We start from the raw sequence: 25876 nt of genomic DNA on the forward strand, positions 1-25876 counted from the left end.
CGATCTCGCGTTCCTTATTTCTGTACCACGATATTTTCCTGTGACGGATCAACGTGGCGTAGCTGCAACTTTTCGGTGGCGATTCGCTCTACCCGACTGTGATCGCCCAGCGCGTTCTCTTCCAGGATCAGGTTGCGCCATTCAATATCCAGCGCGTCGCGCTCCAGCACCAGCTGTTCACGCTGCGCCGTGAGCAGACGCGTTTTATGCGTTGTCGTCACGACCATCACCGCCGACACCAGAACGGCGATCAGCAAAATCACCGGGACTTTGCCGAATCGCAGCAGATCGCCGCCAATGACGCCCGGCAGGCTGTGACGTTCGTTGCCAATCATGCGTCGGTTCTCTCCGCAATGCGCAATACGGAACTGCGCGCGCGCGGGTTATCGGCCACTTCCGCTTCGCCCGGCGTCATCTTGCCCAGCAGTTTCAGCTGACGGCCGCCTAAGGCCTTGAGCTGGGCTTCGGTCATTGGAATGCCCGCCGGCACCTGCGGGCCGCGGCTCTGGTCGCGCATAAAGCGTTTCACCAGCCGGTCCTCCAGCGAATGGAAACTGATCACGGACAGACGCCCTGCCGGCGCCAGCACCGCGACCGCGCCTTTGAGCGCCGTGTCGATCTCTTCCAGCTCGCTGTTGATCCAGATACGGATCGCCTGAAAACTGCGCGTCGCCGGGTGCTTGAACTTATCTTTTACCGGCGTGGCCGCCGCGATCACCTCGGCCAGCTCTTTGGTGCGCGTCATCGGCTGCTCGCGGTTGCGCTCGACAATGGCGCGCGCGATACGTTTCGCAAAGCGCTCCTCGCCGTAGGTCTTCAGCACAAAAGCGATGTCCGCTTCCTCTGCATTCAATAGCCACTCGGCAGCGGAATGGCCGCGCGTGGGGTCCATACGCATATCCAGCGGCCCGTCGCGCATAAAAGAAAAGCCGCGCTCGGCGTCGTCCAGCTGCGGCGAGGAGACGCCCAGGTCAAGCAGAATACCGTCGATCTTGCCCGTAAGTTCCCGCGCCTCGACATAATCAGCCAGCGCGGAGAATGGACCGTGCACAATAGAGAAACGCGGATCGGTGATCTCAGCGGCTGCGGCAATAGCTTGCGGGTCGCGATCGATGGCGATAAGCCGCCCCTGCGCGCCCAGCTGCGACAGAATTAAACGTGAATGTCCGCCGCGACCAAAGGTGCCGTCAATATAGATGCCGTCTTCCCTGATATTGAGACCGTTAACCGCCTCATCCAGTAGCACCGTGGTATGTTTAAAATTTTCCTGCATAGCTATAGCGACAAGTCCTGCAACCGCTCAGACAAAGGTTCCTGAGCCGACTGTTCTGCGTCAATATCATCCTTAACTTGTTGATACCAGGTCTGTTCATCCCACAGTTCAAACTTGTTGAACTGGCCGACCAGCATCACTTCTTTCGTCAGGTGCGCGTGTTGACGAAGCGTATTCGCCAGCAGTAAGCGGCCTGCGTTATCCATCTGACACTCACTGGCATGGCCCAGCAGCAAACGCTGTACGCGACGCTCGACGGGGTTCATGCTGGATAAGCGAGACAGCTTTCTTTCAATGATTTCCCATTCGGGCAGGGTATAAAGCAGCAGGCATGGCTGATGGAGGTCGATGGTACAGACCATCTGCCCCTGGCTTTCCCCGATCAGCGTTTCGCGATAGCGCGTTGGTACAGCCAGTCGCCCCTTGCTGTCGAGATTGACTAACGTTGCTCCACGGAACATGCCAGTCGTCTCCTCAGCTGCCCTTTTTCACCACTTTATCCCACTTTTTACCACGCCACGAGTTTACGGAGGCGATGAAATCCTTGTCAAGCCGAAGCGCGGCGGGAATATAACTATTTACAAGGGCTCTTTTCGCTGATTGAAACTGGCAAAGGGGGGAAAAGGAGATTTTTAAAAATTAACCTGATGAATTGTGGAATAAAAACCAGCGCGTCTGAAAAAATGTCTAAAAATAAACCTGAGGTTGCGCGCTTATATTCTTCCCCATTTCTGAGACGAGGGCGGCATTTTAGGGGATTTCCGAAAGAAAGCCCAGCCGCTTCAGGCAGGCCGGAGGATAAAGAAACCTCTGAGTTGTGGTGATTTAACCCTCATATCGTTGCTAATTTGTTAGACAAGTTGTCGCAAATTTACGCTTTTTTACCCTCAAAATTAACTACGACGCAGGCAAAAAAATTATCAGGCGGCGTCATCGCCACCCGAGCGCTATTTAACTTTACGGCTAAGCTGACCGCGACGGAATAAATTACGGCGGATGCGCGTTAATCCCGGTTTCGGTTTTCTGGGTTCATCAAGCGAGGCAAGAACTAACTCCAGCACGCGCTCCGCCACATCACGATGACGCTGCCCAACGGCCAGCACGGGACACTCAAGAAAGTCCAGTAATTCATGGTCGCCAAAGGTCGCGATAGCCAGCTCGGTCGGCAACCGGCCGTCACGTTTCAGCGTGACGTCCATAACGCCCTGAAGCAGGCCAAACGAGGTGGTATACAGCGCCTCTGGCATATCATGGTCGTCCAGATAGCGCTCAAACAGCGCGGCGGCGGCGGCGCGGTCAAAGCTGTTGCAATAGATATAGCTGACGGGTCGCGGATCCTCTTTCCAGGCATCGCGAAAGCCCATTTCGCGCAGAAAGCTCACGGAGAGTTCCGGCAGCGCGCCGAGAAATAACACGTTTTTCACCGGAAGCTGACGCAATTCAGCCGCCAGGGTAAAAGCATCATCCTGATCGGCGCCCACCACGCTGGTAAAGTGTTCACGATCCAGCGCGCGGTCCAGCGCGATAATAGGCAGCGGATCGTTGATCCAGCGCTGATAAAAAGGGTGTTCAGGCGGTAAAGAGGTCGAAACGATAATGGCGTCAACCTGACGCTGTAGCAGATGCTCAATACAGCGCATTTCGTTATCAGGCTGATCTTCCGAACAGGCGATCAGCAGCTGATAACCACGCTGCCGCGCCTGGCGTTCCAGATAGTTGGCGATACGGGTATAGCTGGTATTTTCCAGATCGGGGATCACCAGGCCGATTGAGCGCGTGCGGCCCGCGCGCAGGCCCGCGGCCACCGCGTTAGGGTGATAATTATGCTCACGCACCACCGCCATCACCTTCTCAACGGTTTTTTCGCTGACACGATACTGCCGCGCCTTACCATTGATGACATAGCTGGCCGTGGTGCGCGACACACCCGCCAGGCGCGCGATTTCATCCAGTTTCACGATAACTCCATTCTTCACGGCAAGCCGAGCTGCTGTCGATGACCGCAACTAAGCTAAGGATAACTCGTTTGTAACATCTAACAGCAGAAAACCGCGCTGAGCAACCGCTTTTCTTACTGAACTTCACTTAGCGCATAAAATAAAAAAACCCGGCATTACGCCGGGTTAGCAACAGTAACCTGCTGTGATTAACGCATAATGCGATCGCCGCGCGCGACGCCGACGATGCCGGAACGGGCAACTTCAACAATCTCCGCGACTTCACGTACCGTATTGAGAAAAGCGTCGAGTTTGTCGCTGGTGCCAGCGAGCTGAACCGTGTACAGCGTCGGCGTCACATCGATAATCTGACCGCGGAAGATTTCGGCGCTGCGCTTTATCTCTTCGCGACCGTAGCCGGTCGCCTGCAACTTCACCAGCATAATTTCGCGCTCAACGTAAGCGCCCTGCCCCAGTTCGCTGACGCGCAGCACATCGACCAGCTTATGCAGCTGTTTCTCAATCTGCTCCAGCACCTTCTCATCGCCAACGGTCTGAATGGTCATACGCGACAGCGTCGGATCATCCGTAGGCGCAACGGTCAGGCTTTCGATATTGTAACCGCGCTGGGAGAAAAGCCCGACCACGCGAGACAATGCGCCGGATTCGTTCTCCAGCAGAACCGATAAAATACGACGCATAATTAAGTCCTCTCCGTTTTGCTCAGCCACATCTCATCCATCGACCCGCCGCGAATCTGCATCGGGTAGACGTGCTCGCTGCCGTCAACCGTTACGTCCACAAATACCAGACGGCCTTTCGCCAGGGTATCCAGCGCCAGCTGTAATTTCTCCTCCAGTTCGGAAGGATGCTGAATCGCAATGCCGACATGGCCGTACGCTTCGGCAAGACGAACGAAATCAGGCAGCGACTCCATATACGACTGCGAATGGCGACCGGAATAGATCATGTCCTGCCACTGCTTCACCATGCCGAGGAAACGGTTGTTGAGGTTCAGCACCAGCACCGGCAGATCGTACTGTAAGGCGGTGGAAAGTTCCTGAATGTTCATCTGAATGCTGCCGTCGCCGGTGACGCAGATAACCGTTTCGTCCGGCAGCGCCATTTTGACGCCCAGCGCGGCCGGCAGACCAAAGCCCATGGTGCCCAGCCCGCCGGAGTTGATCCAGCGGCGCGGTTTATCAAAGGGATAGTAGAGCGCGGCGAACATCTGGTGCTGGCCGACGTCCGAGGTCACGTAGGCGTCGCCGTTGGTCAGACGCCAGATAGTCTCGATCACCGCCTGCGGCTTAATCGCCTCGCTGCTGCGATCAAATGCCAGACACTTGCGGCTGCGCCAGCCTTCAATGCTCTGCCACCAGTCGCGCAGGCTGTCCAGCTCCTGCTTCGCCTCGCTTTGCGCCAGCAGTTCCAGCATCTGTTGCAGCGTCTGCTTCGCGTCGCCAACAATAGGAATATCCGCCGCCACGGTTTTGGAAATCGAGGTGGGGTCAATGTCGATATGCAGCACCGTGGCGTTCGGACAATATTTGGCCAGGTTATTGGTGGTGCGATCGTCAAAGCGGACGCCGACGGCGAAAATCAGATCGGCATTGTGCATCGTCATATTCGCTTCGTAGGTGCCGTGCATCCCCAGCATCCCCACCGCCTGACGATGGGTGCCGGGAAACGCGCCCAGCCCCATCAGCGACGTCGTGACCGGAATATTCAGCGTCTCAGCCAGCTGAAGCAGTTCCGCCTCGCAGGCCGACGTAATCGCCCCGCCGCCGGCGTAAATCACCGGCTTGTGCGCCGCCAGCAGCGTGTTTAAGGCGCGCTTGATCTGCCCTTTATGTCCCTGAATCGTGGGATTATACGAGCGCATGCTGACCGATTCCGGATAGACGTAAGGCAGTTTATTAGCCGGATTAAGAATATCTTTCGGCAGATCGATCACCACCGGGCCAGGACGCCCGCTGGCCGCCAGCCAGAAAGCTTTCTTCAGCACGGTCGGGATCTCTTCGGTGCTTTTCACCAGAAAGCTGTGCTTCACCACCGGACGAGAGATACCCACCATGTCGCACTCCTGAAAGGCGTCATAGCCGATCAGCGAGGAAGGCACCTGCCCCGACAGGATCACCAGCGGAATCGAATCCATATAGGCGGTAGCGATGCCGGTAATCGCATTGGTTGCGCCGGGACCTGAGGTCACCAGCACCACGCCCACTTCGCCCGTGGCGCGCGCCAGGCCGTCGGCCATATGCACCGCGCCCTGCTCATGGCGCACCAGTACGTGATCGATACCGCCAACGGTTTGCAGCGCGTCGTAAATATCCAGCACCGCGCCGCCCGGATAACCGAATACCTGTTTTACGCCCTGATCGATTAACGAACGGACGACCATCTCGGCTCCTGACAACATCTCCATTTTCTGCCTCCAGGCTTGAGGAACTGAATCCACTGACGCCCGCTGTTCCTGCGCGCCACTGGCATCCTGCCCCACATTCGTCAGTTAATATCAAAACCTTATGTTTATGCGCAGACGCCGAATGAATGCTTCGGCGTCCAGATACAGAGAAATCTGCGTGGTTAATTGTTTTAAGGGTTGGTCGATTACCATAACCGTAGAAAACCTGGCAGGCAAACGTCAGACACGCCGCTTATCGTTAAGCTGACCGTAAAGGCTCTGGCGATAAGTTGACTGCGCGAGGATTTAACTAATTTCCCGGAAGTCAGGCAGGAGAAAATGCTAAAGAGGAAATCATATCCAGCGGGTTATAAGAAATAACAAAAAATTAAACTCTCTTCTTTTAGCCCACAATCTTCTCGCCAAATCCATTTCTGGCGTGATTGACTCCAAAATAAAGCGAACGCGCCACAATGTGCTAATCCACAGAGGTGGAATACGCGTTAGCACAGCGCGCAAAAAGCAATAAAAAACTTTTATATTCAAGCATATAAAATAATACGCCAGCTCTTAACCGCCTGACATGGCGCGCTTTTCGCTACAGGTTGCGGCTTTCACTAAGCTGGCGATAAATGACAGAATTTTTTCCTTCAGGCGCACGGAAAAATACCCTTTTACTTATGGTTGACATCCCGTGCCGATTCCAGTACCAATATATGCAGCACAACATTTACGAGGTTCGAATCCATGTTTCATTCATTCCGCCTACTCGGTCTACTACTTAACGCATCTAATTTGCGCGGTAGACTCGTGGGCAGAATCAAACACTGATTCGAACCTGCTGAAAGTTAAAACCCGCGCCTGGCGCGGGTTTTTTTATGCTCGTTGCACGGCGAAGTTAACGCATAAGGATGAATACGATGAGCCAGCAAGTCATTATTTTCGATACCACTCTGCGCGACGGCGAACAGGCATTACAGGCCAGCCTGAGTGTGAAAGAAAAACTGCAAATCGCTCTGGCGCTGGAGCGCATGGGCGTGGACGTGATGGAAGTGGGTTTCCCGGTCTCTTCCCCTGGCGATTTTGAATCGGTGCAGACCATCGCGCGCACCATTAAAAACAGCCGCGTCTGCGGGCTGGCGCGCTGCGTAGAGAAAGACATCGATGCAGCTTATGAGGCGCTGCGCGTCGCTGACGCCTTTCGTATTCACACCTTTATCGCCACCTCGCCGATGCATATCGCCACCAAACTGCGCAGCACGCTGCCGGAGGTGATTGAGCGCGCCGTACAGATGGTGAAGCGCGCCCGCAATTACACCAGCGACGTTGAGTTTTCCTGCGAAGACGGCGGCCGTACGCCGATTGACGACCTGTGCCGCGTGGTTGAAGCCGCCATCAACGCGGGCGCGACTACGATTAATATTCCCGACACCGTGGGCTATACCCTGCCGGGCGAATACGCCAGCATCTTTAGCCAGCTGATCAATCGCGTGCCGAACATCGACAAAGCGATTCTGTCCGTACACACCCATGATGATTTAGGTATGGCGACCGGCAACGCGCTGGCCGCAGTCCAGGCGGGCGCGCGTCAGGTTGAAGGCACGCTGAATGGCCTGGGCGAGCGCGCCGGCAACTGCGCGCTGGAAGAGGTCATTATGGCGATTAAAACGCGTCAGCAGGTGATGAACGTTCATACCGGCATCCATCATCAGGAGATCTACCGCACCAGCCAGATGGTCAGCCAGATCTGCAATATGCCGATCCCGGCCAACAAGGCGGTAGTCGGCTCAAACGCCTTCGCCCACTCCTCCGGCATTCACCAGGACGGCGTGCTGAAAAACCGCGAAAACTACGAAATCCTGACGCCGGAATCGATCGGCCTGCACAAAATCCAGCTGAACCTGACGTCGCGTTCAGGCCGCGCGGCGGTAAAACACCGCATGGAAGAGATGGGCTACAAAGAGAGCGACTATAGTCTGGATGCCCTGTATGACGCTTTCCTGAAGCTGGCTGACAAGAAAGGTCAGGTGTTTGATTACGATCTGGAAGCGCTGGCCTTCATCAACAAGCAGCATGAAGAACCTGAGCATTTCCAGCTGAACGAGTTCAACGTGCAGACCGGCTCCAGCGTCACGGCCACGGCCTCCGTACAGCTGGGCTGCGGCGACGTCACCAAAGCTGATGCCGCGACCGGCAACGGTCCGGTGGACGCCGTTTATCAGGCGATCAACCGCATTACCGGCTTTGACGCCGAGCTGGTGAACTACAAGTTAACCGCTAAAGGCCACGGCGAAAACGCGCTGGGCCAGGTGGACATCGTCGTGAACTATAACGACCGCAAATTCCACGGCGTGGGGCTGGCGACCGACATCGTCGAATCCTCCGCCAAAGCGATGGTCAACGCGCTGAACAATATCTGGCGCGCCAAAGAAGTTGAAAAAGAATTGCAGCGCAAATTTCAGAAGGAAACGGTGTAACTATGTCTACCTCTTCACATATCGCAGTATTGCCTGGCGACGGCATTGGTCCGGAAGTGATGGCGCAGGCGCTGAAGGTGCTGGACGCGATTCGTCAGCGCTTTGATATGCGCATTACCACCAGCGAATATGACGTCGGCGGTATCGCTATCGACCGTCACGGCGAACCGCTGCCGCCCGCCACCGTGGCGGGCTGTGAGCAGGCCGACGCGATTCTGTTCGGCTCAGTCGGCGGCCCGAAGTGGGAGCACTTGCCGCCCGCTTCCCAGCCGGAGCGCGGCGCGCTGCTGCCGCTGCGTAAGCATTTCAAACTGTTCAGCAACCTGCGTCCGGCCGCGCTGTATCAGGGTCTGGAAGCCTTCTGTCCGCTGCGTGCCGATATTGCCGCCAAAGGGTTCGATATTCTGTGTGTGCGCGAGCTGACCGGCGGCATCTACTTCGGCCAGCCAAAAGGCCGCGAAGGCAGCGGTCCGCACGAGCGCGCCTTCGATACCGAGGTGTATCACCGTTTTGAGATTGAGCGCATTGCGCGTATCGCTTTTGAATCCGCGCGCAAACGCCGCAGCAAAGTGACCTCGATCGACAAGGCCAACGTATTGCAGACCTCGGTTATGTGGCGCGAGATCGTCAACGAGGTGGCGAAGGACTACCCGGACGTGCAGCTGAGCCATATGTACATCGACAACGCCACCATGCAGCTGATCAAAGACCCGTCGCAGTTCGACGTGCTGCTGTGCTCGAACCTGTTCGGCGATATTCTTTCTGACGAGTGCGCCATGATTACCGGGTCGATGGGCATGCTGCCGTCAGCCAGCCTGAATGAAGAGGGCTTTGGCTTGTATGAGCCAGCGGGTGGTTCCGCGCCGGACATCGCCGGGCAGAATATCGCCAACCCGGTCGCGCAGATCCTGTCGCTGTCGCTGCTGCTGCGCTACAGCCTGAACGCGGACACGGCCGCTGACAGCATTGAGCGCGCCATCAGCCGCGCGCTGGAAGAAGGCTACCGTACCCGAGATTTGGCCGGTGATGGCCCCGCCGTCACCACGGATGAAATGGGCAGCATCATTGCCCGCTTTATCGCCGAGGAAAAATAAAACAATGAAAACCTTATACCAGAAGTTATTTGATGCACATGTCGTTCACGAAGCGCCCAACGAGACGCCGCTGCTCTATATCGACCGTCACCTGATCCATGAGGTGACCTCGCCCCAGGCCTTTGACGGCCTGCGCGCGCATGGCCGCAAGGTGCGTCAGCCGTCGAAGACCTTTGCGACCATGGACCATAACGTCTCTACCCAGACCAAAGACATCAACGCCTCCGGCGAGATGGCGCGCATTCAGATGCAGGAGCTGATGAAAAACTGCGCCGAATTTGGCGTGCAGCTCTACGATCTGAACCACCCTTTTCAGGGCATCGTGCACGTTATCGGCCCTGAGCAGGGTATGACGCTGCCGGGCATGACTATTGTGTGCGGCGACTCCCATACGGCGACTCACGGCGCCTTTGGTTCGCTGGCGTTCGGTATCGGCACCTCGGAAGTCGAGCATGTGTTCGCGACGCAGACCCTGAAGCAGGGTCGCGCAAAAACCATGAAAATTGAAGTGCTGGGCGACGCGGCGCCGGGCATTACCGCCAAAGATATTGTGCTGGCGATTATCGGCAAAACCGGCAGCGCGGGCGGCACCGGTCACGTTGTGGAGTTCTGCGGTCCGGCTATCGAAGCGCTGAGCATGGAAGGTCGTATGACCCTGTGCAATATGGCGATTGAGATGGGCGCGAAAGCGGGCCTGGTGGCGCCAGACGATACGACCTTCAACTACCTGAAAGGCCGCCAGTTTGCGCCGAAGGGCGAGAAGTGGGACCAGGCGGTTGAGTACTGGCGTACGCTGAAGTCAGACGAAGGCGCGCACTACGACGCCGTGGTTACGCTGAATGCGGCTGACATCGCGCCGCAGGTAACCTGGGGCACTAACCCAGGCCAGGTTATCGCCGTAGACCAGCTGATCCCCAACCCTGCCTCTTTTGCCGACCCGGTCGAGCGCGCCTCAGCGGAAAAAGCGCTGGCCTATATGAATTTGCAGCCGGGCGTTCGTCTGACCGACGTGGCTATTGATAAGGTCTTTATCGGCTCCTGCACCAACTCGCGTATCGAAGATCTGCGCGCCGCAGCGGCCATCGCCAAAGGGCGTAAAGTCGCGCCGGGCGTGGTGGCGATGGTGGTGCCTGGCTCCGGTCCGGTAAAAGCTCAGGCGGAAGCGGAAGGTCTGGACAAGATCTTCCTCGAAGCCGGTTTTGAATGGCGTCTGCCAGGCTGCTCAATGTGTCTGGCAATGAACAATGACCGTCTGAATCCAGGCGAACGCTGCGCCTCTACCAGCAACCGTAACTTTGAAGGTCGTCAGGGCCGTGGCGGCCGCACCCACCTGGTCAGCCCGGCAATGGCGGCGGCCGCCGCTGTCTCTGGCCGCTTTGCCGATATTCGTGAACTGACAGGAGCGTAATCATGGCGAACAAATTCACTCAGCATACCGGCATCGTCGCCCCGCTGGACGCGGCGAACGTAGATACCGACGCCATTATTCCTAAGCAGTTTCTGCAAAAAGTGACCCGCACCGGCTTCGGCGCGCATCTGTTTCACGACTGGCGCTTCGACGACGACGCGGGCACCGTCCCTACGGCCAGCTTTGTACTGAATAAGCCTGAGTTTCAGGGCACCAGCATTTTGCTGGCGCGCGAAAACTTCGGCTGCGGCTCTTCGCGCGAGCATGCGCCCTGGGCGCTGACTGACTTCGGTTTCCACGTGGTGATCGCGCCGAGCTTTGCCGATATTTTCTATGGCAACAGCTTTAACAACCAGCTGCTGCCGGTGCGCCTGAGCGAGGAAGAGGTCGATGAGATGTTTAAGCTGGTGGCGGCGCAGCCGGGCATCCGCTTTACCGTAGATCTGGAAGCGCAGACGGTCACGGCTGGCGACAAAGTGTATTCGTTTGAGATCGACAGCTTCCGTCGCCACTGCATGCTGAACGGACTCGACAGCATCGGCCTGACGTTACAGCACGAAGCGGCTATTTCTGCCTATGAAGCGCGCCAGCCTGCGTTTCTGAATTAAGGCTCGCTCTCAGGCAGCACTAGAGTCAAAACCAGGGTGGCATGGGCATAAGAGCAAAGCGTCCCGCGACAAGGAGGTCGCGAGCCGAGCGAGCATGGATGCCTGGAGCGGCGTTGCGATCGGCCCATGCCACCCGCGTTAGCACCCGATCCTAATCAAGGACGACCACCGTGTCGTCCTGCTCTCATCAAACGTTCTTCACCCGCGCCGACATCGCGAACGCCGCTATTGCCAGCCCCAGCGCCAGCCAGTACACCGCAATATGGCCGAAGCGCTCGCTTAGCGTCCCCTGGATAACGCCCGCCAGAATCATGCCGGTCGAGATCGAATTCGTGAACATCGTAGTCGCCGCGCCCGGCCTGCCCGGCATTAAATCCTGAAACCACAGCATGCCGATCCCGGCAATAATGCCGATAAACACGGCGTTGAACAGCTGCAACGCCATTAGCGCGGTTTGCGACCTAAACAGCACCAGCCCGGCATAAAACAGGATGCCCGCCGCCAGCGCCATCAGCATCAGATTGCGCTTGCCGGTGCGCTTCGCGTAGTGCCCGGCCAGCAGCATCACCGGTATTTCCAGCCCGGCCGCCGTCCCCATCAACAGTCCCGCCAGCTTCTCCGGCAGTCCCAGCGTCGCACTGATATACAGCGGCATATCAATGATATACATGGTGTTGCAGGTCCACATGGTCACCGAGGCGATAAACAGCAGCCGCACGTCGCGGTCGCGCCAGCCGCTTAACGGCATTCCGCCGCTCTGCATCAGCGGCGCGGCGCGCGGCACCGACGGCAGCGTAAATTTAATCAGCAGAATACAGAGCAGAAACAGCGCCGCCGCCACAAGGAACAGCGTGACAAAGCCGAAGTTAAGCGCCAGCGCAAAGGAGAGCGGCGGGCCAATGACCCAGGCCAGCGACAGCTGAGCGCGCATCACCGAGCTAAACATCACCGCTTCGCGCGCGGACTGGTCGGCATACTCACGCGCCAGCGCAAAGATCTGCGGCATCGAGACGCTGGCCAGCGCCGAAAGCAGCACGCCAAGCGTAATCAGCGTCAGGTAGTGACGGGTAAAGGCGAACAGCAGCGCATTGCACAACGCCATCAGGCAGCAAAACAGAATCAGATTCCGGCGATCGCCCCGGCTGTCGGAGCGCTTTGCCACCAGCAGACTGACAACAATCCCGGCGATGGCGTTGACGGTAAAAAACAGGCCAACCCAGAAAGGTCGCGCCTGCACTTCACGCGTTAAAAACAGACTCAGCGTCGGCGCCTGGAGCGCCCCGGCTATGCCAGTCATAAAAGAGGCCGCCATAAAAGCGAGGTAGACTGGATTAACAGAGCGTTTCCGGGTTAACAGCGATTTCATAGCGAAATCCCTTTGCAATGAGAAAATCAGGAAAAACAAAAGAAAGGATTCTAGCGCAACAGAAAAAAGCCAGCAGGGAAAAATCTCTGCTGGCGGTGTAATTGCACCCTACTCAGAAAAAGATCCCGCCGCAGCGAAATCATGGTTGAGCGCCATTCGGTGTGAATGCCTCCCGCTCTTCCAATGCTTCCAAGTTTGCCCTTAATATGAGGCAGAAAAAACTGAGCGCTTTTCACAGGGAGTTCCTCTTTTATGTCCTCATCACGCCTCAAGCAACAGTTCATCCGTCTGTGGCAAAGCTGCCAGGGCGAAAGCCAGCTGGTGACGCTGGGCGAGCTGGCGGAGCGGCTGCACTGCTCGCGCCGCCATATGCGCAACCTGCTCAATGCGATGCAGGACGCAGGCTGGCTCAGCTGGCAGGCTGAGGCGGGGCGCGGCAAGCGTTCGCAGCTGACCTTCTGCTATACCGGGCTGGCGCTCCAGCAGCAGCGCGCAGAAGATCTGCTGGCGCAGGATCGCATCGATCAGCTGGTTCAGCTGGTGGGCGATAAAGCGGAGGTGCGCCAGATGATCCGCGCCCACCTTGGCCGCAGCTTTCGTCAGGGCAAGCATATCCTGCGCGTGCTCTACTATCGTCCGCTGCTTAATCTGCTGCCCGGCTCGCCGCTGCGCCGTTCGGAAACGCATCTGGCGCGCCAGATTTTTAACGGCCTGACGCGGATAAATGAGGAAAACGGGGAAGTCGAAGCCGATGTCGCGCATCACTGGCAACAGCTTGCGCCGCTGCACTGGCGCTTCTATCTGCGTCCGGCCATCCGTTTTCATCATGGCCGCGAACTGGAGATGGCGGACGTGATCGCCAGCCTGGAGCGCCTTCAGCCGCAGCCGCTTTTTTCCCATATCAGGGCCATCGATTCGCCCGCGCCCTGGACGCTGGATCTGCATCTCAGCACCCCGGATAGCTGGCTGCCGTGGCTGCTTGGCAGCGTCAGCGCGATGATCCTGCCGCGCGAATGGCCGCAGATCCGCGACTTCGCTCGCCATCCCGTTGGCACCGGTCCCTACCGCGTGGTGCGCAATCATCAGAGCCAGCTAAAGATCGAGGCGTTTGACGACTACTTCGGCTTTCGCGCGCTGATTGACGATGTCTCTATCTGGGTGCTGCCCGAAATGAGCGACGAACTGGTCTATTCCGGCGTGCGCCTGCAGGGCGCAGAAGAGGATGAAAAGTCAGAAGAGAGCCGCCTTGAAGAGGGATGCTATTTTCTGCTGTTCGACCAGCGTTCGGCGCAAGGTCGCGATGCGGCTATTCGCCGCTGGCTCTGCCACCTGCTTAATCCTGTCGCTTTGCTCAACCACGCCGAGATTGGCTACCAGCGCTACTGGTATCCTGCTTACGGCCTGCTGCCGCGCTGGCACCACCGTCGTAATCTGACGCCGGTAGACAAACCGGCGGGTCTGGAGAGCCTGACGCTGACCTGGTACAGCCAGCATGTGGAACACGAAGGCATCGCCAACGCGCTGCGCCCGCTGCTGGCGCAGCATAATGTGCAGCTGGTGGCCCGCGCGGTCGATTACGAGCGCTGGCATCAGGGAGAGGCGGAAAGCGACGTCTGGCTGGGCAGCGTTAATTTCACCCTGCCGCTGGAGTATTCGCTGTTCGCTCAGCTCTACGAAATCCCGCTGCTGCACCACTGTTTACCGGTTGACTGGGAGGCGGATGCGGCGCGCTGGCGGCGCAAAGCCCTGCCGCTGGCGGAATGGAGCAAGCGGCTGCTTGATGCAGACAGCCTGCACCCGCTGTTCCATCACTGGCTGCTGCTCGAAGGCCAGCGCAGTATGCGCGGCGTGCGCCTGAATACCCTCGGCTGGTTCGACTTTAAATCCGCCTGGTTTGCGCCGCCGACGCTATGAGGCTTTCGCCTTGCTGATGAAATGTCTAGAATGAGCCGTTCTCAACGGGGTGCCTGTAAAAGGCTGAGAGAAACCCGTCGAACCTGATTCGGTTAATACCGACGTAGGGATTTGAGAGGCTGCTACGCTCAGATCCTTTGCGACTCATAACTATTCTCCTTAAGGAGCGCAAAGTGGTTAAACAGATCCTTCCTCTGCTGCTGTTGCTGTCCGTTCCGGCGCTGGCCGCGAAACCTGCCCTCACCGTCTATACCTATGATTCATTCTCTGCGGAATGGGGTCCCGGCCCGGCGGTGAAAAAAGCCTTTGAGGCCCAGTGCGGCTGTGAGCTGAAGTACGTGGCGCTGGAAGATGGCGTGTCGCTGCTCAACCGCGTGCGCATGGAGGGCAAAAACAGCAAGGCCGACGTCGTGCTCGGCCTGGATAATAATCTGCTTCAGGCCGCGCAGCAGACCGGACTCTTTGCAAAAAGCCGCGTTGACCTCAGCAAAGTGTCGCTGCCGGACGGCTGGCAGGATCAAACCTTTATTCCCTTTGATTACGGCTACTTCGCCTTTGTCTACGATAAGAACCGCCTGAAAAACCCGCCGTCCAGCCTGAAAGAGCTGGTGGAAAGCCCGGAAAAATGGCGCGTAATCTATGAAGATCCGCGCACCAGCACGCCGGGCCTGGGTCTGCTGCTCTGGATGCAGAAAGTTTACGGCGATCGCGCGCCAGAGGCCTGGCAGAAGCTGGCGCAGAAAACCGTCACCGTCACCAAGGGCTGGAGCGAAGCCTACGGCCTGTTTCTGAAGGGCGAAGGCGATCTGGTGCTGAGCTATACCACCTCGCCCGCCTATCATCTTATCGAAGAGAAGAAAGAGAACTACGCCGCCGCCGCCTTTAGCGAAGGCCACTATTTGCAGGTCGAAGTTGCCGCGCAGCTGGCCAGCAGCAAGCAGCCCGCGCTGGCGCAACAGTTTATGCAGTTTATGCTGACCCCTGCCTTCCAGAACGCCATCCCTACCGGCAACTGGATGTATCCGGCGATTAAAAGCGATCTGCCGGCGGGCTATCAGAGCCTGAGCGTGCCGCAAACCGCGCTGCAGTTTAGCCCGCAGGAAGTGGCGCAGCAGCGTGCAGGCTGGATCAGTGCATGGCAACGCGCCGTCAGCCGCTGATGCCGCTGTGGCTGCTGCCCGGCGGCAGCGCCGCGCTGCTGCTGTGCGGCGTGGCGCTGCTGGCCTTCGGCGCGCTAGGGTTTAGCGCGCCAGTCGGCGACTGGCGCGCGCTGCTGCACGACAGCTATCTGCATCATGTCGTCCTGTTCTCCTTTACCCAGGCGCTGCTCTCCGCCCTGCTGTCGCTGCTGCCTGCGATACCGCTGGCGCGCGCGCTCTACCGTCGCCGCTTCCCCGGTCGTCAGCTGCTGCTGCGGCTTTGCGCCATGACGCTGGTGCTGCCGGTACTGGTGGCGGTGTTCGGCCTGCTGACGGTGTATGGCCGCGCTGGCTGGCTGGCGCAGCTCTGCCAGCTGTTCGCCATCGACTACCGCTTCTCTCCCTACGGGCTACAGGGCATCCTGCTGGCGCATCTGTTTTTTAATCTGCCGCTGGCGACGCGTCTGATGTTGCAGGCGCTGGAAAGCATTCCGGGCGAACAGCGCCAGCTGGCCGCTCAGCTCGGTCTGCGCGGCTGGCACCTGTTTTCCCTGCTGGAGTGGCCCTGGCTGCGTCGGCAGCTGCTGCCAACCGGCGCGCTGATCTTTATGCTCTGCTTCGCCAGCTTCGCCACGGTGCTGTCGCTTGGCGGCGGCCCGCAGGCAACCACCATTGAGCTGGCGATCTTTCAGGCGCTGAGTTACGACTACGATCCCGGCCGCGCCGCGCTGCTGGCGCTGATTCAGCTCGCCTTTTGCCTGACGCTGGTGCTGCTCAGCCAGCGCTTCAGCAAGGCGATCCCGGCGGGTAGCGCGCCGCTGCGCGGCTGGCGCGATCCGCAGGATTCGCCGGTCGCCCGCCTCGGCGATACGCTGATCGTCGGCGCGGCGCTGCTGCTGCTGCTGCCGCCGTTGCTGGCGGTGGTAGCGGACGGTTTACGCGGCGGCGTCCGCGGCGCGCTGGTCCAGCCTGCGCTGTGGCAGGCGGCCTTTACCTCGCTGCGCATCGCGGCGGGCGCGGGCCTGCTCTGCGTGGCGCTGACCATGATGCTGCTGTGGAGCAGCCGCGAGCTGCGCCTGCGCCGGCGTCTGCTGCCGGCGCAGATGATGGAAACCAGCGGTATGCTGATTCTGGCCATGCCGGGCATCGTGCTGGCTACCGGTTTTTTTCTGCTGTTCAACGCCACCACGGGCCTGCCCGATTCGCCGGAAGGGCTGGTGATCTTCACCAATGCGCTGCTTGCTATTCCCTATGCGCTTAAGGTGCTGGACAATCCGATGCGCGATATTGCCGAGCGCTATGCGCATCTCTGCGCGTCGCTGGGGATCAGCGGCTGGAACCGCCTGCGGCTGATTGAGCTGCGCGCGCTGAAGCGTCCGCTGGCGCAGGCGCTGGCCTTCGCCTGTGTCTTATCGATCGGCGATTTTGGCGTGGTGGCCCTGTTCGGCAGCGCCGACTTCCGCACCCTGCCGTTTTATCTCTATCAGCAGACCGGATCCTATCGCGGCGCGGACGGGGCGGTCACCGCCCTGCTGTTGCTGCTGATCTGCCTGCTGCTTTTTACCCTGATGGAAAAATTACCGGGCCGCCATGCTGACGCTGACTAATCTGACTTACCTTTATCAACATCTGCCGATGCGCTTCAGCTTTAGCGCCGGGCGCGGCGAGCGGCTGGCGGTGCTGGGACCAAGCGGCGCGGGCAAAAGCACACTGCTCAGCCTGATTGCGGGCTTTCTGCCGGTCAGCCAGGGCGCGCTGACCATCGACGGCACGGACCATAGCCACAGCGCGCCGTCGCAGCGGCCGGTGTCGATGCTGTTTCAGGAGAACAACCTGTTTCCGCACCTCAGCGTGCGGCAGAATATGGCGCTGGGGCTGCATCCGGGGTTAAAGCTAAACGCTGCGCAGCAAAAACAGCTGGCGGAGATTGCCGATCAGGTGGGATTAGGCGATCTGCTGACGCGCCTGCCGGGGGAGCTCTCCGGCGGTCAGCGGCAGCGAGCGGCGCTGGCGCGCTGTCTGCTGCGCGACCGTCCGGTGCTGCTGCTGGATGAGCCGTTCTCGGCGCTGGACCCGGCGCTGCGCAATGAGATGTTGCAGCTGGTGCGTCGCGTCTGCGAGGCGCGCGCCATCACCCTGTTAATGGTGTCGCACAGTCTGGAGGATGCGCAGCAGATTGCGCCGCGCAGTCTGGTTATCGTCGATGGCCGCGTTTACTGGGACGGCGCGACCGAGGCACTGCTGTCGGGCAACACGCGCGAAGCCGAGGTGCTCGGCATCGCGCGCGCGTCAGGCTCAGGCAAAGAACACGCGCCATAACAGCTGACGGAACACGGGCATCATCGGGTGGAACTGGATGGCGGCGACAGCGGCGGCAGCGACCGCAAGGCCCAGCGGCGCCAGCCAGCGCAGACGTTCAGGCGGCAGGTACGGCGTCGCCCAGTCGCGACTTTTGCCGCTGCGCCACCAGCGCCAGCCGAGCCAGACGCCCAGCCACACCAGCAGCGCCACCAGCAGTAGCAGCCATTTAAACGCGCCGCTCTGCGCATCCTTAGGGACGTCGATCGCCACCCCTGCCAGAATACCCGGCAGCAGATAGAGCGGCGGCCACAACACGCAGCCAATCAGGTTCGGCGGCAGAAACTTACGCACCGGCAGCTCCAGCATCCCCGCCGCCAGCGGGATCAGCGGACGCGTAGGCCCAACAAAGCGCCCGACCAGAATGGTGAACATACTGTGCTGATACAGCGCATGCTCAGTTTTATCCAGCAGCCCTTTATACTTTTGCAGATACTTCCAGCGGTGCAGCGGTCCCTGAAATTTCCAGCCGATGCCGTAAGAGATCCAGTCACCCAGCAAACAGCCGACAAAGCCCGCGGCCCATGCGGGATAGAGTCCAATCTGGCCGCTGCCTACCAGCGCGCCCAGACTCGCCATCATTACGGTGCCCGGCAGCAGCAGGCCGACAAAGGCCAGCGATTCAAGAAAGGTCACCAGCGCAACGGCGATAAGCGCGTACTCCAGCGACTGCGTAAACAGATGTTGAATCCAGGCTTCCATAACCTTCCTTATCAGACTTGGGATGCTGGATTGTCCAGAGGCGGCGCAACAGCGTCAAGGTAAGAATTGTAGGGCAATGTTGACAAAAGTACGTCGCGCGCACTGGATAAATAACCATGTTATACTGGGATGGTTTTTCCATCTGGAGCCGATGTGAATAGCCCTCGCGCAGGATTCCTGCTTACCCGCCACTGGCGCGACAGCCCTCAGGGCACTGAAATCGTTCTCTGGCTGGCGACCGACCGTGGCCCGCAGCGGCTGGTGTTGCCCGCCCAGGAGTCCGTGGCCTTTATTCCCTGCGACTATCAGCCGCAGGTCGAAGCGCTGCTGCGCGACGAGCGTCAGGTGCGGCTCCAGTCGCTGACGCTAAAAGACTTTCGTCGCCGTCCGGTTTTCGGACTCTACTGCCGCCAGCATCGCCAGCTACAGCGGCTGGAAAAACTGCTGCGCGAGCAGGGCATTCCGGTTTATGAAGCGGATATTCGCCCGCCGGAGCGCTTTCTGATGGAGCGCTTTATCACCGCCCCCGTCTGGTTCAGCGGCGAACCTCAGGGCGACACGCTGGTCAATGCGCGCCTGAAACCGCACGCCGACTATCGACCGCCGCTTAAGTGGGTATCGCTGGATATTGAGACCACCCAGCACGGCGAGCTTTATTGCATTGGCCTTGAGGGCTGCGGCCAGCGCCAGGTGCTGATGCTGGGTCCGCCCAACGGCGACGCCAGCGCGCTTGATTTCGACCTGATCTATTTTGATACGCGCCCGCAGCTGCTGGAGGCGCTCAATGACTGGTTTGCCCGCCACGATCCTGACGTGTTGATCGGCTGGAACGTGGTGCAGTTTGACCTGCGCGTATTGCAGAAGCATGCCGACCGCTACGCGATTCCGCTGCGTCTTGGCCGTCAGAACGCTCCGCTGGAGTGGCGCGAGCACGGCTTTAAGCCCGGCGTTTTCTCCGCCAGCGCGCCGGGCCGCCTGCTTATTGACGGCATCGAGGCGCTGAAGTCCGCCTTCTGGGACTTTCCCTCTTTTAGCCTGGAAGCAGTGTCGCAACATCTGCTGGGCGAAGGCAAAGCCATTGATAATCCCTGGCACCGCATGGAGGAGATCAACTGGCGCTTCGCTAACGATAAGCCCGCGCTGGCGCGGTACAACCTGAAAGACTGCGAGCTTGTGACGCGCATCTTTCATAAAACCGAGATTATGCCGTTCCTGCTGGAGCGGGCGGCCGTCAACGGCCTGGCGGTCGACCGCCACGGCGGCTCGGTAGCGGCGTTCAGCCATCTCTATATTCCGCGCATGCACCGCGCCGGTTTTGTCGCCCCTAACCTCGGCGAGATCGCGCCTGAAGCCAGTCCCGGCGGCTACGTTATGGATTCCCGTCCCGGACTCTACGACTCGGTGCTGGTGCTCGATTATAAAAGCCTCTATCCGTCGATTATCCGCACCTTCCTGATCGATCCAGTCGGGCTGGTAGAGGGACTGGCGCATCCTGACGACGCCGATTCGGTGCCGGGCTTTCGCGAGGCGCGCTTTTCACGTCACACCCACTGCCTGCCCGCTATCGTGGAACAGATCTGGCAGGGACGCGAAGCCGCCAAAAAACAGGGCAATAAGCCGCTGTCGCAGGCGCTGAAGATTATCATGAACGCCTTCTATGGCGTGCTCGGCACCAGCGCCTGCCGTTTCTTCGATCCGCGTCTCGCCTCCTCTATTACGCTGCGCGGCCACGCCATCATGCAGCAAACGCGCGAGCTGATTGAAGCCGAGGGTTATGACGTGATTTACGGCGATACCGACTCGACCTTTGTCTGGCTGAAATCGCCCTACAGCGAAGCGGACGCGGCGGAGACGGGCCGTCGGCTGGCGGATCGGGTCAACCACTGGTGGCGCGAGCATCTGCAACAGCAGTATGGCCTGACCAGCGCGCTGGAGCTGGAGTATGAAAATCACTTCAGCCGTTTTTTAATGCCCACTATTCGCGGCGCTGAACAGGGCAGCAAAAAGCGCTACGCCGGCCTGATTCGCGATGGGGCGCAGGAGCGGCTGGTGTTCAAAGGTCTGGAATCGGTGCGCACCGACTGGACGCCGCTGGCGCAGCAGTTCCAGCAGGCGCTCTATGGACGCATCTTCCGCAATGAACCCTGGCAGGATTATGTGCGCGATACGGTGGCGCAGCTGCTGGCGGGCGAGCTGGATGACAAGCTGGTGTATAAAAAACGGCTGCGTCGACCGCTGGCCGATTATGAACGCAATGTGCCGCCGCACGTGCGCGCCGCGCGCCTGGCGGATGAACAGAATCGCAAGCTGGGCCGCCCTTTGCAGTATCAGAACGGCGGCTCGATTCGCTACGTAATCGCTACCGCCGGGCCGGAGCCGCTGGAGGCGCGCGTCACGCCGCTCGACTACGATCACTACGTCAGCAAGCAGCTACAGCCGGTGGCCGACGGCATTTTGCCTTTCGTTGACGGCGACTTTGCTACACTGATTACAGGGCAGCTGGGGCTTTTTTGACAGGTGACGAACGGCCTGCCTTCCAGTACCATAGCGCCCCTCTTCTCTCTCATCGCTCTTAAAACCTGACCAGACGTAACCTTGTCTGGGGAAAAGGTATTGCCTGAGGTCGGGAAACATCACCAAAAACTCATTAAAAATTCGAGCTAAAAAGATATGGTTTTTACATTAGGTCAGCGCTGGATTAGTGATACGGAAAGTGAACTGGGTCTGGGAACGGTAGTGGCGGCGGATGCCCGCATGGTTACGCTGCTGTTTCCGGCGACAGGCGAAAACCGTCTGTATGCCCGTAACGACTCCCCGGTGACGCGCGTTATCTTTAATCCGGGCGATACGGTAACCAGCCACGAAGGCTGGCAGATGCGCGTGGATGAAGTCCGCAATGAAAATGACCTGATGACCTATATCGGCACGCGTCTTGATACCGATGAAAGCAATGTGGTGCTGCGTGAAGTTATGCTCGACAGCAAGCTGGTCTTTAGTAAGCCGCAGGATCGCCTGTTTGCGGGCCAGCTCGACCGCATGGATCGCTTTGCCCTGCGCTATCGCGCGCGTAAATATCAGAGCGCGCAATACCGCCTGCCGGTCAGCGGCCTGCGTGGCATGCGCACTAACCTTATCCCGCACCAGCTGCACATCGCTCATGATGTGGGCCGCCGCCATGCGCCGCGCGTGCTGCTGGCGGACGAAGTCGGCCTGGGTAAAACCATCGAAGCCGGGATGATTATTCAGCAGCAGCTGCTGGCCGGACGCGCCGAGCGCGTCCTGATTATCGTGCCGGAAACGCTCCAGCATCAGTGGCTGGTCGAGATGCTGCGCCGTTTCAACTTACGTTTTGCGCTGTTTGACGACGATCGCTACACCGAAGCGCAGCACGACAGCGACAATGCCTTTGAAACCGAACAGCTGATTATCTGCTCGCTCGATTTCGTTCGTCGCAATAAGCAGCGTCTTACGCTGCTGGCGGAAGCCGAGTGGGATCTGATGGTGGTCGATGAAGCGCACCACCTTGCCTGGAGCGAAGGCGAGCCGAGCCGCGAATACGCGGTTATCGAGCAGCTGGCAGAGCAGATTCCCGGCGTGCTGCTGCTGACCGCGACCCCGGAACAGCTGGGAATGGAGAGCCACTTCGCCCGTCTGCGCCTGCTCGATCCCAACCGTTTCCACGACTTCGCCCAGTTTGTAGAAGAACAGCAGCACTATCGCCCGGTTGCCGACGCGGTCTCTTCCCTGCTGGCGGACAACGCCATCTCGCAGGACGAGATGAATATGATCAACGATCTGGTGGGCGAACAGGATATTGAGCCGCTGCTCCAGGTTGCCAACAGCGATCGCGACGGTAAACAGGATGCGCGTAAAGAGCTGATCGCGATGCTGCTGGATCGCCACGGCACCAGCCGCGTGCTGTTCCGCAATACGCGCAATGGCGTCAAAGGTTTTCCGAAGCGTGAACTGCATCAGATCCGCCTGCCGCTGCCCGCGCAGTATCAGACGGCGATCAAGGTCTCCGGCATTATGGGCGCGCGTAAAAGCGCGGAAGAGCGCGCGCGCGACCTGCTCTATCCTGAACAGATTTATCAGGAGTTTGAAGGCGATACCGGAACCTGGTGGAATTTCGATCCGCGCGTCGAGTGGCTGCTCGGCTTCCTGACCAGCAACCGTAAAGAGAAAGTGCTGGTGATCTGCGCCAAGGCGGCCACCGCGCTACAGCTGGAGCAGGTGCTGCGCGAGCGCGAAGGCATCCGCGCGGCGGTATTCCACGAAGGGCTGTCGATTATTGAACGCGATCGCGCCGCGGCCTGGTTCGCCTCGGAAGAGAACGGCGCGCAGGTGCTGCTCTGCTCTGAAATCGGCTCTGAAGGACGCAACTTCCAGTTCGCCAGCCGTCTGGTCATGTTCGATCTGCCGTTTAACCCGGATCTGCTGGAGCAGCGCATTGGCCGTCTCGATCGCATCGGTCAGGCGCATGATATTCAGATTATGGTGCCCTGGCTGGAAAAAACCGCTCAGGCGGTGCTGCTGCGCTGGTATCACGAAGGGCTGGATGCGTTTGAACATACCTGCCCGACCGGCCGCACCATCTATGACAGCGTGCATCAGCCGCTGATTAACTTCCTTGCCGCGCCGGAAAACAGCGAGGGGCTGGATGAATTTATCGCCGAGTGCCGCAAGCAGCACGAGTCGCTGCGGTCGCAGCTGGAACAGGGGCGCGATCGCTTGCTGGAGCTGAACTCCAACGGCGGCGACGCAGCCCAGGCGCTGGCGGCAGAGATTGCCGCGCAGGATAATGACACCGAGCTGGTGAATTTCGCGCTTAACCTGTTCGACATCGTCGGCATCAACCAGGAAGATCGCAGCGATAATCTGATCGTGCTGACCCCTTCCGATCATATGCTGGTGCCGGATTTCCCGGGGCTGCCGGAAGATGGCTGCACCATCACCTTTAATCGCGATCAGGCGCTGTCGCGTGAAGATACCCAGTTCATTACCTGGGAGCATCCGCTGATCCGCAACGGTCTGGATTTGATCCTCTCCGGCGATACCGGCAGCTGCGCGCTGTCGCTGTTGAAAAACAAGGCGCTGCCGGTCGGCACGCTGCTGGTGGAGATGATCTATGTGGTTGAGGCGCAGGCGCCTAAACATCTGCAACTGACGCGCTTCCTGCCGCCGACGCCGATCCGTATGCTGCTGGATCGCAACGGCACTAACCTGGCGGGCAAGGTGGAGTTTGAAAGCTTTAACCGCCAGCTTAACGCGGTGAATCGCCACACGGGCAGTAAGCTGGTCAATGCCGTGCAGCAGGATGTCCACGCGATTCTGGTACAGGCCGAAGAGAAAGTGGTGGCGGAAGCGCAAACCCTGATCGCGGCGGCGCGCGCCGAAGCGGATGAGAAGCTGAGCACAGAGCTGTCGCGTCTGGAAGCCCTGAAGGCGGTTAACCCGAATATCCGCGAAGATGAGATTGAGGCGCTGGAGAGCAATCGCCAGCAGGTGCTGGAAAGCCTGAGCGAAGCCAACTGGCGTCTGGATGCGCTGCGCCTGATTGTGGTCACGCATCAGTAATCTGCCGGGGCCATCAGGCCCCTTTTTACTTTTGACAGAAAGCGAATAAATGATGGAACCCTATAATCCGCCGCGCGAACCCTGGCTGCATATCCTTTATCAGGATGCGCACATTATGGTGGTCAATAAGCCGAGCGGACTCCTGTCGGTGCCGGGTCGTCTGGAAGAGCACAAAGACAGCGTGATGACGCGTATTCAGCGCGACTATCCTCAGGCGGAATCGGTGCATCGCCTCGATATGGCCACCAGCGGCGTGATCGTGGTGGCGCTGACGAAGGCGGCGGAGCGTGAGCTGAAGCGTCAGTTCCGCGAGCGCGAGCCGTCAAAGCGCTACGTGGCTCGCGTGTGGGGACATCCCGCCGAAAAAGGCGTGATCGATTTGCCGCTGGTTTGCGACTGGCCAAACCGGCCGAAGCAGAAAGTGTGCTTTGAAACCGGCAAGGCGGCGCAGACGGAGTATGAGGTCACAGAGTATCTGCCCGACAACAGCGCGCGCGTGGCGCTGAAGCCGATCACCGGCCGCTCGCACCAGCTACGTGTCCATATGCTGGCGCTGGGCCATCCAATCTTAGGCGATAACTTTTACGCTCATCCGGAGGCGAAAGCCCGCGCCCCCCGGCTGCTGCTGCACGCCGAGTCGCTGACCATTACCCATCCGGCGTTTGGCAACAGTATGACGTTCCGCCAGCCCGCTGAGTTTTAAGCGGGCCAGCGCGTTACTTAAATCCTTTTTCGCGTCGAATCAGATCGTAGGCCGCCTGAATCTCCTGCGCTTTCTGCTTCGCCATCTCCATCATCTCCGGCGGCAGCCCTTTCGCCACCAGCTTATCGGGATGATGCTCGCTCATCAGCTTGCGGTAGGCGCGCTTGATCGTCGTGGCGTCATCGCTGCTTTTCACCCCCAGCACGCTACAGGCGTCTTCCAGCGTCGGCCCGCGCTGCGCCTGCTGATAGCCGTCGCCGTAGCCGGCGCCCTGCCCGCCGCCGAACTGCTGACCGCCCTCCATCATGCGCAGGAACTGGTCGAACTGCACGCGCGAGATGCCCAACTCTTCGGCAATGACGTACAGCACCTGACGCTCGTTCGGGTGCAGCGAGCCGTCGGCAAAAGCGGCCTGGATCTGAATTTCCAGAAACATCCGAATAAGGTCAAAGCGGCCGAAGCAGGCGCTGCGCAGCTCGCGCAGTTTGGTGCGTAACGGGTAATCGCCCTGCTTGCCTACGCGGAATGCACGCTGCGCGGCGCTGCGCGCCTCGCCGTGAAGCTGCATGCGATCCATTAAAAGGGAAGCGATTTGAATGTCCGCTTCGGTGACGCGCCCTTTTGATTTGGTAAGGTGGCCCATCACCTGAAACGTCGTCTGAAAGAACAGCGTCTGACGCGTTTGATTATTGGCAAACCAGGCCTGTCCTTTTGCGCTGCGAACTTTGTCAACCAGATGGCCAATCAGCAGGCCAATCACAATACCCCAAAAACCGGCGCCGGAAAGTAACCCCAGCACCAGCCCAATAACTTTTCCCCAGTAGCGCATAAACTCCTCAATTCGCCATGCTTGCGGCTGAAAATTGCATTATCATACCTTTCATTTATCCCAGCGCCTAACGGCAACGCGGAC

The 25876-nt window shown here is 59.1% G+C and carries 20 protein-coding genes and 1 riboswitch; of the genes, 11 read left to right on the forward strand and 9 right to left on the reverse strand.

What is annotated here, in order from left to right; translation table 11 throughout:
* Positions 1-14: 14 nt before the first annotated feature.
* The 6 genes from ftsL to ilvI all read right to left on the reverse strand — a co-directional run bounded on the left by ftsL (position 15) and on the right by ilvI (position 5638).
* On the reverse strand, positions 15-335 hold the full coding sequence (gene ftsL, locus BBB56_RS00560) for a cell division protein FtsL (protein ID WP_123798002.1): 321 nt from the start codon (positions 333-335) through the stop codon (positions 15-17).
* Entirely contained in the window at positions 332-1273 is a 942-nt protein-coding gene (gene rsmH / locus BBB56_RS00565) for a 16S rRNA (cytosine(1402)-N(4))-methyltransferase RsmH (RefSeq protein ID WP_123798003.1), read from the reverse strand. Before rsmH ends, ftsL begins: the two co-directional genes overlap by 4 nt.
* Before the next feature lie 2 nt (positions 1274-1275).
* Entirely contained in the window at positions 1276-1734 is a 459-nt protein-coding gene (gene mraZ / locus BBB56_RS00570) for a division/cell wall cluster transcriptional repressor MraZ (RefSeq protein ID WP_123798004.1), read from the reverse strand.
* Between the two features lie 486 nt (positions 1735-2220).
* Positions 2221-3231: a catabolite repressor/activator gene (gene cra, locus BBB56_RS00575; protein WP_123798005.1), complete on the reverse strand. Its 1011-nt coding sequence runs from the start codon at positions 3229-3231 to the stop codon at positions 2221-2223.
* Between the two features lie 188 nt (positions 3232-3419).
* Positions 3420-3911 (reverse strand): acetolactate synthase small subunit, encoded by a 492-nt coding sequence (gene ilvN / locus BBB56_RS00580; RefSeq protein WP_123798006.1) that lies wholly within the window; start codon positions 3909-3911, stop codon positions 3420-3422.
* 2 nt (positions 3912-3913) lie between these two features.
* The gene (gene ilvI, locus BBB56_RS00585) at positions 3914-5638 is read right to left on the reverse strand and encodes an acetolactate synthase 3 large subunit (RefSeq protein ID WP_123798007.1); all 1725 of its coding nucleotides are present in this window, start codon (positions 5636-5638) and stop codon (positions 3914-3916) included.
* A gap of 899 nt (positions 5639-6537) precedes the next feature.
* Here ilvI and leuA point away from each other — a divergent pair.
* From leuA to leuD, 4 genes are read left to right on the forward strand one after another with little or no spacing between them, the layout of a single operon-like run.
* Positions 6538-8094, forward strand: coding sequence for a 2-isopropylmalate synthase (gene leuA / locus BBB56_RS00595; RefSeq protein ID WP_123798008.1), 1557 nt, complete (start codon positions 6538-6540; stop codon positions 8092-8094).
* A gap of 2 nt (positions 8095-8096) precedes the next feature.
* Positions 8097-9188: a 3-isopropylmalate dehydrogenase gene (gene leuB, locus BBB56_RS00600; RefSeq protein ID WP_123798009.1), complete on the forward strand. Its 1092-nt coding sequence runs from the start codon at positions 8097-8099 to the stop codon at positions 9186-9188.
* A gap of 4 nt (positions 9189-9192) precedes the next feature.
* Positions 9193-10596, forward strand: a complete 1404-nt coding sequence (gene leuC / locus BBB56_RS00605) for a 3-isopropylmalate dehydratase large subunit (RefSeq protein ID WP_123798010.1) — start codon at positions 9193-9195, stop codon at positions 10594-10596.
* A gap of 2 nt (positions 10597-10598) precedes the next feature.
* Positions 10599-11204, forward strand: coding sequence for a 3-isopropylmalate dehydratase small subunit (leuD, locus tag BBB56_RS00610; RefSeq protein ID WP_123798011.1), 606 nt, complete (start codon positions 10599-10601; stop codon positions 11202-11204).
* A gap of 187 nt (positions 11205-11391) precedes the next feature.
* Here leuD and BBB56_RS00615 read toward each other — a convergent pair whose 3' ends face one another.
* Positions 11392-12570, reverse strand: a complete 1179-nt coding sequence (locus BBB56_RS00615) for an MFS transporter (protein ID WP_123798012.1) — start codon at positions 12568-12570, stop codon at positions 11392-11394.
* A 252-nt stretch (positions 12571-12822) separates the two neighbouring features.
* Between BBB56_RS00615 and sgrR the strand changes: the two genes are divergently transcribed.
* From sgrR to thiQ, 4 genes are all read left to right on the forward strand, one after another.
* Positions 12823-14484 carry an HTH-type transcriptional regulator SgrR gene (gene sgrR / locus BBB56_RS00620; protein WP_123798013.1) on the forward strand — a complete coding sequence of 554 codons (1662 nt, stop codon included), beginning with the start codon at positions 12823-12825 and terminating at the stop codon, positions 14482-14484.
* A gap of 35 nt (positions 14485-14519) precedes the next feature.
* Positions 14520-14612, forward strand: a riboswitch (TPP riboswitch).
* Positions 14613-14657: 45 nt separating this feature from the next.
* On the forward strand, positions 14658-15644 hold the full coding sequence (thiB, locus tag BBB56_RS00625) for a thiamine ABC transporter substrate binding subunit (protein WP_123798014.1): 987 nt from the start codon (positions 14658-14660) through the stop codon (positions 15642-15644).
* Positions 15620-17230, forward strand: coding sequence for a thiamine/thiamine pyrophosphate ABC transporter permease ThiP (gene thiP, locus BBB56_RS00630; protein ID WP_123798015.1), 1611 nt, complete (start codon positions 15620-15622; stop codon positions 17228-17230). The genes thiB and thiP overlap by 25 nt, the downstream gene beginning before the upstream one ends.
* Positions 17214-17942 (forward strand): thiamine ABC transporter ATP-binding protein ThiQ, encoded by a 729-nt coding sequence (thiQ, locus tag BBB56_RS00635; RefSeq protein WP_123798016.1) that lies wholly within the window; start codon positions 17214-17216, stop codon positions 17940-17942. The genes thiP and thiQ overlap by 17 nt, the downstream gene beginning before the upstream one ends.
* Here thiQ and BBB56_RS00640 read toward each other — a convergent pair.
* Complete coding sequence (locus BBB56_RS00640) at positions 17919-18683, reverse strand: DedA family protein (RefSeq protein ID WP_123798017.1); 765 nt, start codon at positions 18681-18683, stop codon at positions 17919-17921. The two genes, thiQ and BBB56_RS00640, sit on opposite strands and share 24 nt — an antisense overlap.
* Positions 18684-18836: 153 nt before the next feature.
* Here BBB56_RS00640 and polB point away from each other — a divergent pair, with 153 nt between their 5' ends.
* The 3 genes from polB to rluA all read left to right on the forward strand — a co-directional run bounded on the left by polB (position 18837) and on the right by rluA (position 24963).
* On the forward strand, positions 18837-21197 hold the full coding sequence (gene polB / locus BBB56_RS00645) for a DNA polymerase II (protein ID WP_123798018.1): 2361 nt from the start codon (positions 18837-18839) through the stop codon (positions 21195-21197).
* Positions 21198-21353: 156 nt separating this feature from the next.
* Positions 21354-24260: an RNA polymerase-associated protein RapA gene (rapA, locus tag BBB56_RS00650; protein ID WP_123798019.1), complete on the forward strand. Its 2907-nt coding sequence runs from the start codon at positions 21354-21356 to the stop codon at positions 24258-24260.
* Between the two features lie 52 nt (positions 24261-24312).
* Positions 24313-24963: a bifunctional tRNA pseudouridine(32) synthase/23S rRNA pseudouridine(746) synthase RluA gene (rluA, locus tag BBB56_RS00655; protein WP_370661846.1), complete on the forward strand. Its 651-nt coding sequence runs from the start codon at positions 24313-24315 to the stop codon at positions 24961-24963.
* A 13-nt stretch (positions 24964-24976) separates the two neighbouring features.
* Here the strand turns inward: rluA and djlA are convergent, their stop codons facing one another.
* Positions 24977-25792, reverse strand: a complete 816-nt coding sequence (djlA, locus tag BBB56_RS00660) for a co-chaperone DjlA (protein WP_123798021.1) — start codon at positions 25790-25792, stop codon at positions 24977-24979.
* Positions 25793-25876 lie beyond the last annotated feature (84 nt).

Source organism: Candidatus Pantoea deserta, assembly GCF_003813865.1.
In the GTDB taxonomy this organism is placed as follows: Bacteria; Pseudomonadota; Gammaproteobacteria; order Enterobacterales; family Enterobacteriaceae; genus Pantoea; species Pantoea deserta.

Excerpts from the sequence above, each read along its gene's own strand:
- BBB56_RS00615 (WP_123798012.1), bottom strand. The coding sequence starts at position 12,570 with ATGAAATCGCTGTTAACCCGGAAACGCTCTGTTAATCCAGTCTACCTC.
- leuB (WP_123798009.1), top strand. The coding sequence starts at position 8,097 with ATGTCTACCTCTTCACATATCGCAGTATTGCCTGGCGACGGCATTGGT.
- ilvI (WP_123798007.1), bottom strand. The coding sequence starts at position 5,638 with ATGGAGATGTTGTCAGGAGCCGAGATGGTCGTCCGTTCGTTAATCGAT.
- leuC (WP_123798010.1), top strand. The coding sequence starts at position 9,193 with ATGAAAACCTTATACCAGAAGTTATTTGATGCACATGTCGTTCACGAA.
- leuA (WP_123798008.1), top strand. The coding sequence starts at position 6,538 with ATGAGCCAGCAAGTCATTATTTTCGATACCACTCTGCGCGACGGCGAA.
- rluA (WP_370661846.1), top strand. The coding sequence starts at position 24,313 with ATGGAACCCTATAATCCGCCGCGCGAACCCTGGCTGCATATCCTTTAT.
- ilvN (WP_123798006.1), bottom strand. The coding sequence starts at position 3,911 with ATGCGTCGTATTTTATCGGTTCTGCTGGAGAACGAATCCGGCGCATTG.
- thiP (WP_123798015.1), top strand. The coding sequence starts at position 15,620 with ATGGCAACGCGCCGTCAGCCGCTGATGCCGCTGTGGCTGCTGCCCGGC.
- mraZ (WP_123798004.1), bottom strand. The coding sequence starts at position 1,734 with ATGTTCCGTGGAGCAACGTTAGTCAATCTCGACAGCAAGGGGCGACTG.
- BBB56_RS00640 (WP_123798017.1), bottom strand. The coding sequence starts at position 18,683 with ATGGAAGCCTGGATTCAACATCTGTTTACGCAGTCGCTGGAGTACGCG.
- rapA (WP_123798019.1), top strand. The coding sequence starts at position 21,354 with ATGGTTTTTACATTAGGTCAGCGCTGGATTAGTGATACGGAAAGTGAA.
- rsmH (WP_123798003.1), bottom strand. The coding sequence starts at position 1,273 with ATGCAGGAAAATTTTAAACATACCACGGTGCTACTGGATGAGGCGGTT.
- djlA (WP_123798021.1), bottom strand. The coding sequence starts at position 25,792 with ATGCGCTACTGGGGAAAAGTTATTGGGCTGGTGCTGGGGTTACTTTCC.
- ftsL (WP_123798002.1), bottom strand. The coding sequence starts at position 335 with ATGATTGGCAACGAACGTCACAGCCTGCCGGGCGTCATTGGCGGCGAT.
- sgrR (WP_123798013.1), top strand. The coding sequence starts at position 12,823 with ATGTCCTCATCACGCCTCAAGCAACAGTTCATCCGTCTGTGGCAAAGC.
- leuD (WP_123798011.1), top strand. The coding sequence starts at position 10,599 with ATGGCGAACAAATTCACTCAGCATACCGGCATCGTCGCCCCGCTGGAC.
- thiQ (WP_123798016.1), top strand. The coding sequence starts at position 17,214 with ATGCTGACGCTGACTAATCTGACTTACCTTTATCAACATCTGCCGATG.